This is a genomic window from Streptomyces sp. SID5643, from assembly GCF_009872555.1.
GTDB lineage: Bacteria > Actinomycetota > Actinomycetes > Streptomycetales > Streptomycetaceae > Streptomyces > Streptomyces iakyrus.
On sequence record NZ_WWIC01000133.1, the window covers coordinates 13088 to 26877 of the forward strand.

General features: G+C 71.5%; 12 protein-coding genes. 8 read left to right on the forward strand and 4 right to left on the reverse strand.

The features are described from left to right. Positions 1-12: 12 nt before the first annotated feature. Entirely contained in the window at positions 13-1110 is a 1098-nt protein-coding gene (locus GTY56_RS16510; protein WP_161366147.1) for a mechanosensitive ion channel domain-containing protein, read from the reverse strand. Positions 1111-1374: 264 nt separating this feature from the next. Further along, positions 1375-2358, reverse strand: a complete 984-nt coding sequence (locus tag GTY56_RS16515) for a lysylphosphatidylglycerol synthase transmembrane domain-containing protein (RefSeq protein WP_524540110.1) — start codon at positions 2356-2358, stop codon at positions 1375-1377. 217 nt (positions 2359-2575) lie between these two features. Here GTY56_RS16515 and GTY56_RS16520 point away from each other — a divergent pair, with 217 nt between their 5' ends. The 4 genes from GTY56_RS16520 to GTY56_RS16535 all read left to right on the forward strand — a co-directional run bounded on the left by GTY56_RS16520 (position 2576) and on the right by GTY56_RS16535 (position 7463). Continuing rightward, positions 2576-4471 carry an ABC transporter ATP-binding protein gene (locus tag GTY56_RS16520; protein WP_202510296.1) on the forward strand — a complete coding sequence of 632 codons (1896 nt, stop codon included), beginning with the start codon at positions 2576-2578 and terminating at the stop codon, positions 4469-4471. Between the two features lie 75 nt (positions 4472-4546). After that, entirely contained in the window at positions 4547-5038 is a 492-nt protein-coding gene (locus GTY56_RS16525) for a hypothetical protein (RefSeq protein WP_161366149.1), read from the forward strand. 98 nt (positions 5039-5136) lie between these two features. Beyond that, positions 5137-6765: an ATP-binding protein gene (locus GTY56_RS16530; RefSeq protein ID WP_161366150.1), complete on the forward strand. Its 1629-nt coding sequence runs from the start codon at positions 5137-5139 to the stop codon at positions 6763-6765. After that, on the forward strand, positions 6762-7463 hold the full coding sequence (locus tag GTY56_RS16535; RefSeq protein WP_161366151.1) for a response regulator: 702 nt from the start codon (positions 6762-6764) through the stop codon (positions 7461-7463). The genes GTY56_RS16530 and GTY56_RS16535 overlap by 4 nt, the downstream gene beginning before the upstream one ends. Here the strand turns inward: GTY56_RS16535 and GTY56_RS16540 are convergent. After that, positions 7445-7924, reverse strand: a complete 480-nt coding sequence (locus GTY56_RS16540; RefSeq protein ID WP_161366152.1) for a MarR family winged helix-turn-helix transcriptional regulator — start codon at positions 7922-7924, stop codon at positions 7445-7447. The two genes, GTY56_RS16535 and GTY56_RS16540, sit on opposite strands and share 19 nt — an antisense overlap. Before the next feature lie 157 nt (positions 7925-8081). Then, entirely contained in the window at positions 8082-9029 is a 948-nt protein-coding gene (locus tag GTY56_RS16545) for a methionyl-tRNA formyltransferase (RefSeq protein ID WP_161366153.1), read from the reverse strand. 246 nt (positions 9030-9275) lie between these two features. On the opposite strand from GTY56_RS16545, the gene GTY56_RS16550 reads away from it, so the two are divergent. From GTY56_RS16550 to GTY56_RS16565, 4 genes are read left to right on the forward strand one after another with little or no spacing between them, the layout of a single operon-like run. Next, a complete protein-coding gene (locus GTY56_RS16550; RefSeq protein WP_161366154.1) occupies positions 9276-10634 on the forward strand; it encodes a lysine N(6)-hydroxylase/L-ornithine N(5)-oxygenase family protein in 1359 nt (452 codons plus the stop codon). A gap of 51 nt (positions 10635-10685) precedes the next feature. Beyond that, a complete protein-coding gene (locus GTY56_RS16555; protein ID WP_161366155.1) occupies positions 10686-11747 on the forward strand; it encodes a FecCD family ABC transporter permease in 1062 nt (353 codons plus the stop codon). After that, on the forward strand, positions 11744-12805 hold the full coding sequence (locus GTY56_RS16560; protein WP_161366156.1) for a FecCD family ABC transporter permease: 1062 nt from the start codon (positions 11744-11746) through the stop codon (positions 12803-12805). The genes GTY56_RS16555 and GTY56_RS16560 overlap by 4 nt, the downstream gene beginning before the upstream one ends. Before the next feature lie 39 nt (positions 12806-12844). Further along, positions 12845-13687 (forward strand): ATP-binding cassette domain-containing protein, encoded by an 843-nt coding sequence (locus tag GTY56_RS16565; protein ID WP_161366157.1) that lies wholly within the window; start codon positions 12845-12847, stop codon positions 13685-13687. Positions 13688-13790 lie beyond the last annotated feature (103 nt).

Consider the following 13790-nt stretch of genomic DNA (forward strand, 5'->3'; position numbering starts at 1 on the left):
GGACCGGGTGCCTCAGTCGAACCGGGCGGGGCTCAGCCCGCCCGGTTCGATCTCGCCGGTCCGCTGCTGCGGGATGCCGACCGAACCCTGCTGCAACGCCACCGTCCGGGCCGGGGCGGGGATGCGGATGCCCTCCGCGCGGTAGCGCTTGTGCAGGCGCTTGATGAACTCGTGCTTGATCCGGTACTGGTCGCTGAACTCGCCGACGCCCAGGATGACGGTGAAGCCGATCCGGGAGTCGCCGAAGGTGTGGAAACGGATGATCGGCTCGTGGTCCGGCACCGCGCCCTCGACCTCGTTCATCGTCTCGGCGATGACCTCGTTGGTCACCCGCTCCACGTGCTCCAGATCGCTGTCGTAGGCCACCCCGACCTGGACCAGGATGGTCAGCTGCTCCTCGGGGCGCATGAAGTTGGTCATGTTCGCCTGCGCGAGCTGACCGTTGGGAAGCACGATGAGGTTGTTGGACAGGTTGCGGATCGTCGTCTGCCGCCAGTTGATGTCCTCGACGTAGCCTTCCTCGCCGCTGCTGAGCTTGATGTAGTCACCGGGCTGGACGGTCTTGGAGGCGAGGATGTGGATGCCCGCGAAGAGGTTGGCGAGGGTGTCCTGGAGCGCCAGCGCGACCGCCAGACCGCCGACACCCAGGGCGGTGAGCAGCGGGGCTATGGAGATGCCCAGCGTCTGGAGCACCACCAGGAAGCCGATCGCCAGGACCAGGATCCGGGTGATGTTGACGAAGATCGTGGCCGATCCGGCGACCCCGGAGCGGGACTGGGTGACCGTGCGCACCAGTCCGGTCACCACCCGGGCCACCGACACCGTGGCCACGAAGATGAGCAGCACGGTGAGCACCTGGTTGGTGGTGTGCTGCACGGTGCGGGTCAGCGGCAGCACGGCCGCCGCGCCCGCCACGCCGCCCACGACCGCCGCCCAGGGCACCACGGCCCGCAGCGCGTGCACGATCACGTCGTCCCCGCTCCAGCGGGTCCGGTCGGCGTGCCCGCCCAGCCAGCGCAGCAGGATCCGCAGCGCGAAGGCCGCCAGCAGGCCCGAGGCGAGGGGGATGCCGGCGTACAGCAGATCGTCCACGGTGAGGTCCCGGTTCACCGGTCACCTCCGGGGCGGGAAACCACGGCCGACGCCGTCGTCAACGGCCGGATGTGAAGTCGCGTCACGTTGTCACCTGCTCGTTCTCCGGGATGCTCGAAGGTGTCCGACCACCCTGACCTGCGGTCGGCACGATCGTTCATCCTGCCGCATCCCGCACCGGCTTCCGAACCGCGGACGGGGGTCGGGGGAGGGTGAGTTAATGCACATGACGCACTGTCACGCGCGCTCCTGCCGCGTGACCGCGCCGGCGCGCCACCCCGGTCAGATCACCTTCAGCCGCACCAGCGCCGCCAGTGTCAGGGCACCCGGTACCAGGGGCAGCCAGACGGTGATGACCCGGAAGGCCAGGACCACGGCGGTGGCCACCGCTGCCGGGCCGCCCGCCGCCACCAGCGCCACGACCAGCGCCGCCTCCACCGAGCCGATCCCGCCCGGCGTGGGCACCAGTGCGACGGCGACCGTCGCCGCCAGGTAGGCCACCGCCATGTGCGCGGGCGGGATGTCCAGCCCCAGCGCCTGCCCGGTCAGCACCAGCACGGACGCCTGTAGCGCCGGGAACGCGAACGATCCGCCCCACAGCGCCATGGCCCGGGCCGGGCGGGTGTGCACCGAACGCGCCTCGCCGAGAGCCGTCCGCAGGAAGGACACCAGGGCCGAGCGCAGCCTTCGGACGAGGGCGAGCACGGCCGCGGCGATCACGAGCACCACCGCGACGCCGGCCAGCAGCGGGCCGAAGGCCGTCTCCGGCACCAGTGTGCCGAGCCGCAGCGCGTCGGGGAACGCGATGAGCAGGGCACCCAGCAGCGCCACCCGGCCGATGCTCTCGGCCAGCAGGTACAGGCCGAGAGCGGCCGAGGAGCGGGCGAGGGGCAGCCCGCAGACCGTCATGAACCGCAGGTTGACCGCGCTCGCGCCCAGACCGGTGGGCAGCAGGTGGTTGGCCGCTCCCGCGGCGAACTGCGTGGCCAGCAGCCGTCGTCGGGGCAGCCGCTCGACCACCGCGCCCTGCCGGGTGCAGGAGGCGGCGACCCAGGTCAGACAGGTCGCTCCGGCCGCGGCCAGCAGCCAGGGCCACTCGGCGGTGCGCAGATGCGAGAAACCCGCGGCCAGCACCGACCGGTGCTGCACGGCGACGACGGTGACGAGCAGGAGCGGGAGCAGACACAGGATCTGCCGCAGGCGGCGCACCGGGACGCGACGGGGGAGTCGTCCCGGGCGGAGGTCGGGGAGTTGTACCGCTGTCACATCCGAAGAGCCTGTCCGGGGCGGGCCAACTGCGGGTTGCGGGAGCGGGGACTGGGGATTGCGCGCGGGAAGCGGCTGCGTGGGGAGCGTCATCGGGGCCTTTGCGCGGAGGGGACGGGGAAGAGGGGGATCGGGCTGATTGTGCGGGATGTCGGGGGCCGAGCGCGAGCTCCTTGACCTCAAGATTGCTTGAGGTTCTACGGTCGCTGCCATGAGCATGGAGACCACAGCGTGGACACAGCTGCACAGCGTCATGAACGCCGAACGGGAGCGCCGCCCCTTCGCCCTGGCGACCCTGCGCCGCATCGGGGCGTTCGCGCGCCCGCACCGGCGCCGCATCGCCCTCTTCGTCCTGCTCGGGGTGGGCACCGCCCTGCTGGCCGTGGCGACCCCCGTGCTGGCCGGATCGGTCGTGGACACGATCGTGTCGCACGGCGACGAGGGCACCGTCGTACGTCTGGCCCTGCTCATCGCGCTGATCGCGGTGGCCGAGGCGGTGCTCGGCGTCCTCGGCCGCAGGCTGTCGGCGACGCTCGGGGAGCATCTCATCCTCGATCTGCGGACCGCCGTCTTCGACCATGTGCAGCGCATGCCGGTCGCGTTCTTCACACGCACTCGTACGGGCGCCCTGGTCTCCCGGCTCAACAACGACGTCATCGGAGCCCAGCGCGCGTTCAGCAACACCCTGTCCGGAGTGGTCAGCAACCTCGTCACCCTGCTGCTGACGCTCGCGGTGATGCTCACGCTGTCCTGGCAGATCACCCTGCTGGCGCTGGTGCTGCTGCCGGTGTTCGTGATCCCGGCCCGGCGCATGGGCAGCCGGATGGCCCGGATGCAGCGCGAGGCGGCGACGCTGAACGCGGCGATGGGCACCCGCATGACCGAGCGGTTCTCCGCCCCCGGGGCCACGCTGGTCAAGCTCTTCGGGCGGCCGGAGGAGGAGTCCGAGGAGTTCGCCGAGCGGGCCCGCCGGGTCGCGGACATCGGGATCCGGACGGCGACCGCCCAGGCGGCGTTCATCACCGCCCTCACTCTCGTCTCGGCCCTCGCCCTGGCCCTGGTCTACGGTCTCGGCGGCTGGTTCGCCCTGCGCGGCGCCCTGGAACCGGGCGCGGTCGTCTCACTCGCACTGCTCCTGACCCGGCTCTACGCTCCGCTGACGGCGCTGGCGGGAGCGCGCGTCGAGGTGATGAGTGCGCTGGTCAGCTTCGAGCGGGTCTTCGAGGTGCTCGACCTCAGGCCGCTCATCGAGGAGAAGCCGGACGCACGCCCGGTGCCCGACGGGCCCGTGGCGGTCGAGTTCGACCGGGTCCGCTTCGGCTACCCCGCCGCCGACAAGGTCTCCCTGGCCTCCCTGGAGGAGGTCGCGTCCCTGGACGGGCGGGGCGGTGACGAGGTCCTGCACGGCCTGTCCTTCCGCGCCGAACCCGGCCAGACCGTGGCGCTCGTCGGCTCCTCCGGCGCGGGCAAGTCGACCATCGCCCAGCTGATGCCGCGCCTGTACGACACCGACGAAGGGGCCGTGCGCATCGGCGGCGTCGACGTCCGCGACCTCACCGCCGGGTCACTGCGGCAGACCCTCGGCATGGTCACCCAGGACGGTCACCTCTTCCACGACACCGTCCGCGCCAACCTCCTGCTCGCCCGCCCGGAGGCCACGGAGGACGAGCTGTGGGACGCGCTGCGCCGGGCCCGTCTCGACGACCTCGTGCGGTCCCTGCCCGACGGCCTCGACACCGTGGTCGGCGAGCGCGGCTACCGCCTCTCCGGCGGTGAGCGCCAGCGCATGACCATCGCCCGGCTGCTGCTGGCCCGCCAGCGCGTCGTCATCCTCGACGAGGCCACCGCCCACCTCGACAACACCTCCGAGGCCGCCGTCCAGGAAGCCCTCACCGAAGCCCTCGAAGGCCGCACGGCCGTCGTGATCGCCCACCGCCTGTCCACCGTCCGCGCGGCGGACCAGATCCTCGTCGTCGAGGCCGGCCGGATCGTGGAACGCGGCACGCACGAGGAACTCCTCGCGGCGGGGCAGCGGTACGCGGAGCTGTACCGCACCCAGTTCGCCGCACCGTCCGGCGGGCCGCCGAGCGCCGCCGTGGAGGAGGCCGCCTAGCGCGTGAACACCCGCCCGGGCCTGTGCGTACTCCTGTGCAGTACTCCGCCGACAGCCCGCACCCGGAGAGGCGACGTGTCCCAGCAGCAACCGCCCGTACGACCCGCCCGCCGCAGTCCGTCCCGCGTCCCCCGGCCGGGCGTCCTCGCGGCGGCCGGCGTCCTGGTCGTGCTTCCCCTCGTCACAGCCTGCGGCGGCGACAAGGACGCCGGCGGCGGCAAGGCGGCGCCCGGTGTCACGGCCGCTCCCGCCGCCGGGGTCGTCGCACCGGCCAAGGTGGAGGTGATCGCCGGGCTGACCGGCTGCAAGGCGAAGATCCGCATCGACGCCGACGAACTGCGCCAGGGGCTGTGCCGCACGAAGAAGGCCGACTACCTCATCACCACCTTCCCCGAGGAGAAGCTCAAGGAGACCTGGCTGGAGAGCGCGCGCGTCTACGGGGGGAAGTACCTCGTCGGCACGCGCTGGGTGGTCAGCGCCAAGCCGGCGCTGCTGGAGTCCTTCCGCGCGAAGCTCGGCGGCACGGTCAGGGAGCTGCGGGGCATCGGGCCCAAACCGACCGGGTAGCGACGGCTCCCTTTCGGTTTCGGCTGGTGGGCGTCATGATGGTGCGGCTCGGCACATGAGCCGCCCCCCTCGCAGCGGCATCGGAGATTGAGATCGTCGTGGTCGCCACCTTCCGTCGCCACTCGCTCGCGGGCGAGATGCTGGTACTCCAGCTCGCCATCGTCGTGGTGGTGCTGCTGGCCGTCGCCGCGGTCTCCCTCGCCCAGTCCCAGGCCACCTTCAACCGCGTCGAGGGACGCCGGGTGAGCGCGCTCGCCGAGCAGCTGGCCGCCAACCCCCTGGTGCGCAGCCAGCTGGTGCGTCCCGCGCCGGGGGAGGCCCTCGCCCCACTGGTGCTCGCCACGCAGGCGCAGTCGGGGGTGACGTCGGTGACGGTGGCCGACGGGACCGGGCGGATCGTCAGCTCCACGAACCCCACGGTCGTCGGCGAGCGCATGCGGCTCGGACCGGGCACCGGGCAGGGGCGCGGCTGGTCCGGGCAGCTGACGCTGGACGGCAACCGCGAACTGGCGGCCCAGGTGCCCGTCCTCGGAGCGACCGAGGAGAACCTGGGCCGGATCCTGGGCACCGTGATGATCGGCGAGGCCGATCCGACGGTGTGGCAGCGGCTCAGCGGCGCCTCCTCCTACCTGCTCGCCTACCTGGGCATCGCCAGCGGACTCGGCGTGGCCGGCTCCTGGCTGCTGGCGCGACGGGTCAAGCGGCAGACGCTCGGGCTGGAGCCCGGCGAGATCGCCGGGCTGGCCGAGCACCGGGAGGCGATGCTGTACGGGATCGCCGAGGGCGTGATCGCCCTGGACCCGCAGCACCGGCTCACCCTCGTCAACGACATGGGCCGCCGCCTGCTCGACCTGCCCGAGGACTGCGTCGGCCAGAGCCTCACGGGCCTCGGCATCGACGGGCGGCTGCGGGACGTGCTGTCCGGCACCGCCGCCGGTGAGCGCGACGAGGTCGTCGTCCGCCACGGCCGGATCCTGGTGATGAACCGGATGACCGTCACCAAGGACGGCCGGTCGCTCGGCTCGGTCACCACCCTGCGCGACCGCACCGAGCTGGCCCGGCTGGAGCGGGAGATCGGCTCCTTCCGCAGTTCCTCGGAGCTGCTGCGCGCGCAGGCGCACGAGTTCGCCAACCAGCTGCACACCATCTCCGGACTGATCCAGATCGGGGAGCAGGACGAAGTCGTCAGCTACATCCGCGCGTTGAGCCGGCACCGCCAGTCCCTGGACGTCTCCCTGAGCCGCCGTGTCCGGGACACCGCGGTGGCCGCGCTGCTGATGGCGAAGGCCTCCCTGGCGGCGGAACGGAGGGTCAGCCTGCGGATCTCGGACGACACCGCGCTGGAGCGCCTCGCCCCGGAGGACGCCGCCGACGTGGCGACCGTGGTCGGCAACCTCGTGGACAACGCCGTCGACGCCGCCGCCGCCCGCGACGACGCCTGGGTGGAGGTGGCGCTGCGCCAGGACGCCTCCAGCGTGGAGATCGCGGTCCGCGACTCCGGGCCGGGCGTGGCTCCCGAACTGGCCCACGAGGTCTTCTCCCACGGCTTCACCACCAAGGCCGCGCGGGAGGGCGAGCGCGGCATCGGACTGGCCCTGACCAAGCTGGTCTGCGAACGGCACGGGGGAGAGATCTCGGTGGACAACACCCCCGAGGGGGCCGTGTTCACCGCACGCATGACGGTCAGCCACCTCACCGGCACGGTGGCGGAAGGAGCGGCCCGATGACCGCGGCAGGAGACAAGGCGGACGCGATCGACGTCCTCGTGGTCGACGACGACTTCATGGTGGCCAGGGTCCACCGCGCCTTCGTCGAACGCGTCGAGCCGTTCCGCGTCGTCGGTACGGCCCACACGGGCGGACAGGCCATCGAGGCGGCCGACGAACTGCGCCCCGATCTCATCCTGCTCGACCTGTACCTGCCCGACCTCTTCGGACTCGACGTCATCCCCCGGCTGCGCACAGCGGGCCACGACTGCGACGTCATGGTCATCAGCGCCGCGACGGAGGCCGACACCGTACGCGGCGCGGTCCGGCGCGGTGTGGTCGACTACCTCCTCAAGCCCTTCGGCTTCGAGGATCTGCGCCTGCGACTGGAACGCTACGCCGCCCAGCGGGGCAGGCTGCTCACGACGGTGGTCCGGGGCCAGGCGGACGTGGACCGGGTCCTGGCCGGTGCCTTCGCCCCCGCCCCGGCGTCCACCCTGCCCAAGGGCATGAGCGTGGAGACCGCCGGGCTCGTCGAGCGGGCCCTGCGCGCGGCGGACGGCACGCTGTCCGCGAGCGAGTGCGCCGCCCTCACCGGGGTGTCCCGGGTCAGCGCCCGCCGCTACCTGGAGTACTTCCACGGCACGGGAAGCGCGGAGGTGTCCCTGCGTTACGGCGCCGCCGGCCGGCCCGAACGGCGCTACGGCTGGCGTGCCTGAGCCGCCGGCCGGAAGCCGGCCGGGAGGCCCGTGTGCTCGTGGTGGGCGTGCACGCGCCGCAGCAGGGAGGCCAGTTGCTCCCGTTCCGCCTCGTTCAGCGGTGTCAGGAGGTCGTCGTCCGCGGACGCGATGTCGGCGCTGAGATGGTCGAGGGCGAGCCTGCCCTCCGGAGTGATGCGGACGTCGACACGACGGCGGTCGGTGAGGCTGCGGACGCACGTGACCTGCCCCGCGTCGGCCAGGTCCTTCACGATCTTCGCGAGGTCGCTGGCGTTCATGTCCAGCCGTGCGGCCAGCACGCCCTTGGGCTGCGGACCGAGGTCGGAGACCAGGGTCAGGACGGTCAGATGCCACAACCGCAGCCCTCGGGCGGTGAGCTTCTCCGACAGGGTGCGGCGGGCGGCCTTTCCCGTCGCGTACATCAGGTACGCGCTGAGGTTCAGCACGCTGGGCGGGGTCATGCGTGAACGTTAGCCCGGCTGTGCCTCGCCTGTGAACTCCGTCCCGAAACAGGGCACTTGGAGCTTGCGAGGGCGTTGAACGCGACCGTCGCCGCGCGGACCGGGTGCCGCGCGGCGACGATCCGGCCGGCCCCGGGACCGTACCGGGGCCGGCACATCAGGGTCGGGTGGTGAGGTAGCCGCCCATGGAGGTGAAGTACTCGGTGGCGGGCAGTTCCCGCCCGTCCTCGGTGCGGACGCGCGTGATGGCCAGACCGTGGTTGCGGCCCGTCCGGGCGTCGGCGCCGGCGACGATCACCACGCCGTCGCCCTCGCGGTAGAAGATGCGGCCGGGCGTGCCGCCGTAACGGCCCTCGGACACGAACGCGGCCAGCACGTCGAGCCGCTTGCCCCGGTGGAAGGTGTAGGCGCTGGGGTACGGCTCCGACTGGGCGCGCACCAGGCGCTCCAGGTCCTCGGCCGGCCAGCTCCAGTCGATGCGGCTGTCCTCGTCGGCGCGCTTGTGGAAGAAGGACGCCTGGGAGCGGTCCTGCCGGGTGAACTCGGTCTGCCCGGAGGCGATCAGGTCCAGCGCGCCGATGGTGACCGGGGCGATGAGGTCGACGGTCTTGTGGAAGAGGTCCGTCGCGGTGTCCTTCGGGCCGACCGGCACGGCCTCCTGCCGGACGATGTCGCCGGCGTCGAGTTCGTCGTTCATCATGTGCGCGGTGACGCCCACTTCGGGCTCGCCGTTGATGAGCGCCCAGATCAGCGGGGAGAACCCGGCGTACTTCGGCAGCAGCGAGTCGTGCACGTTCAGCGTGCCCCGGCGCGGCAGGCCGAAGATGCGCGGGGGGATCCACGTACGCCAGTTGTTGGCCACGATGATGTCCGGGTCGGCCTCCTTGAGGCGCTCGAACAGCTCGTCGTCGTCCGGGCGGTTGCGGATCAGCACCGGGACACCGTGCTCCTCGGCGAGGTCCGCGACGGAGTCGCTCCAGATCTTCTCGTAGGCGTGCTCGCTCTTGGGGTGGGTCACGACCAGCACCACGTCGTGCTCGGACTCCAGGAGGGCTTGCAGGGTGCGGTGCCCCCAGGTCTGGTAACCGAACATGACGACCCGCATGGGGTTCCTCCTCAGAGCAAGGTGTTGGCCGACGCAAGTAAAGCAAGGCTTACCTTAGTTCGCAACGGGTGGATGTTCCGCCGCAGTTGGGAGGCCCTGCGGATCCGGCTGTCCGTTTTGCCCTGTCGACACCCTTGCGGGTTTAGCTTAGGCTCACCTAAGTTCCTTGGGTGCTGCTCCGTCTGCATGCCCATCTCTCGTTCCCTCCACACCTGACACGCGGCTGCCCCGCACGATGGGAGTGACATGTCGCAGGTTCTTCCTGATGACGCATCACCGGTCCATGACCTGATCGGTATCGGCTTCGGGCCGTCCAATGTGGCCATGGCGATCGCGCTCCGCGAGCACAACACCCGCGTCGGCAGGCAGGAGGCGATCACCGCTCACTTCTTCGAGCAGCAGCCCCGCTTCGGCTGGCACCGGGGCATGCTCATCGACGACGCCACCATGCAGGTCTCCTTCCTGAAGGATTTGGTGACGCTGCGGAACCCGGCCAGCGAGTACAGCTTCCTCTGCTACCTGCAGAGCAAGGGCCGGCTGATCGACTTCATCAACCACAAGAACCTGTTCCCGCTGCGCGTGGAGTTCCACGACTACTTCGAGTGGGCCGCCTCCCAGGTCGACGACATGGTCTCCTACGGCCACGAGGTCGTCGGGGTCGCGCCCGTGACCCGGGACGGCGTGGTGGAGTACCTGGAGGTGACCGTCCGCTCGGGCGGCGGCCTGGAGGTCCACCGCGCCCGCAACCTCGTCATCGGCACCGGCCTGCGCCCCCTCATGCCCGAGGGTGTGGAGCGCGGCGAACGCGTCTGGCACAACTCCGAACTCCTGGCCCGCGTCGACGAGTTGGAAGGCACCTCGCCGTCCCGGTTCGTCGTCGTGGGTGCCGGCCAGAGCGCCGCCGAGAACGTCGCCTACCTGCACCGCCGCTTCCCCGGGGCCGAGGTCTGCGCGGTCTTCTCCCGCTACGGCTACAGCCCCGCCGACGACAGCAGCTTCGCCAACCGGATCTTCGACCCCCAGGCCGTCGACGAGTACTTCGCGGCGCCCGAGGACGTCAAGCGCCGACTGATGGACTACCACGGCAACACCAACTACTCCGTGGTGGACATCGACCTGATCGACGACCTCTACCGGCAGTCGTACCAGGAGAAGGTCCTCGGCACCGAGCGCCTGCGCTTCCTCAACGTCTCCCGCCTCACCGCCGTCAAGGAGACCCCGACCAGCGCCCTGGCCACCGTGAAGTCCCTCGTCACCGGCGAGGAGACCGACCTCGACGCCGACGTCGTCGTCTTCGCCACCGGCTACAGCCCCGCCGACCCCACCGGTCTGCTCGGCGAGGTCGCCGACCGCTGCGTCCGCGACGACGAGGGCCGCGTCCGCGTCGAGCGCGACTGGCGCATCGCGACCGACCCCGCCCTGCGCTGCGGCATCTACCTCCAGGGCGGCACGGAACACACGCACGGCATCACCTCGTCCCTGCTGTCCAACACGGCCATCAGGGTGGGCGAGATCCTGGACTCGCTCCTCGGACGCGGCTCCGCTCCCGCCGCGGACGAGGCCCGCACGCTCGCCGACGGCACGGGCAGCACGGCCCGTCCGTAAGCACCGCGCTCGATCAACTCACCGCCGGCGCAAGGGATAACGTACGTCCTCATGGGCACGACTGCTGTGATGGAGCGCCCCGCGCCCGGGGGCTTGTCGAAGACCCGTCGGCGACGGGTCCTGGGTCTGGGCATCCTGTCGGCGGTCCTCGTGGTCGCCGCGGCGCTGTCGCTCGCCGTCGGCGCCCGGGCACTGAGCCCTGCCGAGGTCTGGCAGGGGCTCTTCGAAGCCCCGACGTCCGACCAGCGGCTCACGGAGATCCGGCTCATCGTGGAGACCGTACGGGTGCCCCGTACGGTGCTCGCGATCGTGGCGGGCATCGCCCTGGGGATCGGCGGGGCGCTCATCCAGGGGTTCACCCGCAACCCGATCGCCGACACCGGCCTGCTCGGAGTGAACACCGGCGCGTCGTTCGCCGTGGTGTCGGTGATCGCGGTCTTCGGGTTCTCCGACCCGTTCCAGTACGTCTGGTTCGCCTTCCTCGGGGCGGCGGTCGCCGGTGTCGTGGTGTTCGGTCTCGCGAGCATCGGCCGGGGCGCCGGCAACCCGCTGACGCTGGCTCTGGCCGGGCAGGGGATCACCGTCTTCCTGATGGCGATGACCACGGCGGTCGCGCTGTCGAACCAGGCCTCGCTCAACGCGCTGCGGTTCTGGAACGCGGGCTCCGTGGCCGGCGTCGGCTTCGACGTCATCTGGCCGGTGAGCGCGTTCGTCGCCCTCGGCGTGGTGCTGGGGCTGACCACGCTGCCCTCGCTCAACCTGCTCAATCTCGGCGACGACGTGGCGCGGGGGCTCGGCGTGAACATCGCGCTGAGCCGGACCGTCGGCATCACCGCCGTCACGCTGCTGGCGGGTGCGGCGACGGCCGCGTGCGGCCCCATCGCCTTCCTCGGCCTCATGGTGGCCCACGTGGCCCGCTACCTGACCGGCCCGGACTACCGCTGGCTGGTGCCCTGCGCCGGACTCCTCGGCGCCGTCGTCCTGCTGGTCTGCGACATCATCGGCCGACTGGTGGTCAGGCCGGGCGAGCTGGACGCGGGGGTCGTCGTGGCGCTCCTCGGTGCCCCCTTCTTCGCGGTGCTCGTCTGGCGCGGAAAGTTCAGGAGCGCATGAACGTGACCGAAGTGAAGCCGTCGCTGCCGCCGGGCGTGCGGCTGGGCCGGATGTCGTTCTTCTGGCGGCCCTGGCTGGTGGGCGTCTCGCTGCTGCTGGCGGCGTCGGCCTTCCTGGTCTTCTGCGTGTCCATCGGCGTCGGGGACTTCCCCATCGGCCTGCCGCAGGTCATCCGCACGCTCCTCGGGCGGGGGGAACAGGTCGACGAGTTCGTCATCATGGACCTGCGGATGCCGCGTGCCCTGGCCGGGCTCGTCGTGGGGATCGCGCTCGGGGTGTCCGGGGCGATCACCCAGTCCATCGCCCGCAATCCGCTGGCCAGCCCGGACGTTCTGGGCATCACCACGGGCGCGAGCGCCGTCGCGGTGTTCCTCGTGACGGTCTCGGGCGGGGCCGCCGCGGCCGTGACCGAGACCGTGGGCCTGTCGGCGGCGGCGCTCGCCGGCGGTCTCGGCACGGGGCTGCTGGTGTACTTCCTGGCCTGGCGGCGCGGGATCGACGGCTTCCGGCTCATCCTCATCGGCATCTCGGTGAGCGCGGTGATGGAGGCCATCACCACCTGGCTGCTCGTCACGGCCGACATCAGGGACGTGGCCCAGGCGCAGGCCTGGCTGGTCGGCTCGCTCGACGACCGCTCGTGGGGCGAGGTCCAGGTGGCCTTGTGGGGCACGCTCGCCCTGCTGGTGGTCGTGGCCGCCGTCGCGTTCCAGTTCAAGCCCATGCACTTCGGCGACGAGGTCGCCGCCGGCCTCGGGGTGCGGTACGCGGCCGTGCGGGCGGTCCTGCTGCTCTGCGCGGTGCTGCTGGCCGGTGTGGCGGTGAGCGCGGCGGGCCCGGTCCCGTTCGTCGCGCTGGTCGCCCCCCAGGTGGCGATGCGGCTGGCGCGCTGCCCGACACCGCCGATGCTCGCCTCGGGTCTGGTGGGGGCGCTGCTGCTGATCGGCTCGGACCTGGTCGCACGGGCGGTCCTGCCGGTCTCGCTCCCGGTCGGCGTGGTCACCGCCGCGATCGGCGGGCCCTTCCTCGTCTATCTGCTGGTGCGGGCCAACCTCCGGTAGATGTACAAGAGTCAGGTGAACCTAAGCAAGGGGGGACCCGTGGTCGCACAGTCCGTCACCGAGGCCGCGGTCGGCGACGCCTCGCGTCTGGCAGCCCGAGGCGTCACGGTCGGCTACGGCGGCCGGACCGTCATCGACGGCCTCGACGTGGCGATACCGCCCGGGGTCGTCACCACGATCATCGGCCCCAACGGCTGTGGGAAGTCCACCCTGTTGCGGACCCTGTCACGGCTGCTCAAGCCGACCCGGGGGTCGGTCGTCCTGGACGGCGAGGACATCGGCAGGCTGCGGACCCGGGACGTGGCGAAGAAGCTCGGCCTGCTCCCGCAGGCGCCGGTCGCGCCGGAGGGGCTGACGGTGGCCGACCTGGTCGCCCGGGGCCGGCACCCGCACCAGAGCTGGCTGCGGCAGTGGTCCTCGGACGACGCCGAGGTCGTGGAGCGCGCGCTGGCCATGACCGGCGTGGCCGACCTGGCGGACCGCCCGGTCGACTCGCTCTCCGGCGGGCAACGGCAGCGCGTGTGGATTTCCATGACGCTGGCTCAGGGCACCGACCTGCTCCTCCTGGACGAGCCGACGACCTATCTGGACCTGGCGCACGCGGTCGACGTCCTGGACCTGGTCGACGATCTGCACGAGTCGGGCTGCACCGTCGTCATGGTGCTCCACGACCTCAACCTCGCCGTGCGCTACAGCGACCACCTCGTCGTGATGCGGGAAGGGTCGATCCTGGCGCAGGGGCATCCGCACGACGTCGTCACCGCCGAACTGCTCCACGAGGCCTTCGGGTTGCGCGCCCAGGTGATCGACGACCCGGTGGGCGACCGGCCGTTGATCGTGCCCATCGGGCGTACGCACGTGCGCCCGGACACATCCCGATAAAGGAGCAGAGGTAAGGCTAGGCTAACCTCACTCCAGCACGGTAAGGTTTGCCTGCCCTTTAGGCGAGGGTGCAGCGAACTAGCGCGAAAGCAAGGGGTTCTGG

Excerpts from the sequence above, each read along its gene's own strand:
- GTY56_RS16555 (WP_161366155.1), top strand. The coding sequence starts at position 10,686 with ATGGGCACGACTGCTGTGATGGAGCGCCCCGCGCCCGGGGGCTTGTCG.
- GTY56_RS16540 (WP_161366152.1), bottom strand. The coding sequence starts at position 7,924 with ATGACCCCGCCCAGCGTGCTGAACCTCAGCGCGTACCTGATGTACGCG.
- GTY56_RS16560 (WP_161366156.1), top strand. The coding sequence starts at position 11,744 with ATGAACGTGACCGAAGTGAAGCCGTCGCTGCCGCCGGGCGTGCGGCTG.
- GTY56_RS16550 (WP_161366154.1), top strand. The coding sequence starts at position 9,276 with ATGTCGCAGGTTCTTCCTGATGACGCATCACCGGTCCATGACCTGATC.
- GTY56_RS16520 (WP_202510296.1), top strand. The coding sequence starts at position 2,576 with ATGGAGACCACAGCGTGGACACAGCTGCACAGCGTCATGAACGCCGAA.
- GTY56_RS16545 (WP_161366153.1), bottom strand. The coding sequence starts at position 9,029 with ATGCGGGTCGTCATGTTCGGTTACCAGACCTGGGGGCACCGCACCCTG.
- GTY56_RS16535 (WP_161366151.1), top strand. The coding sequence starts at position 6,762 with ATGACCGCGGCAGGAGACAAGGCGGACGCGATCGACGTCCTCGTGGTC.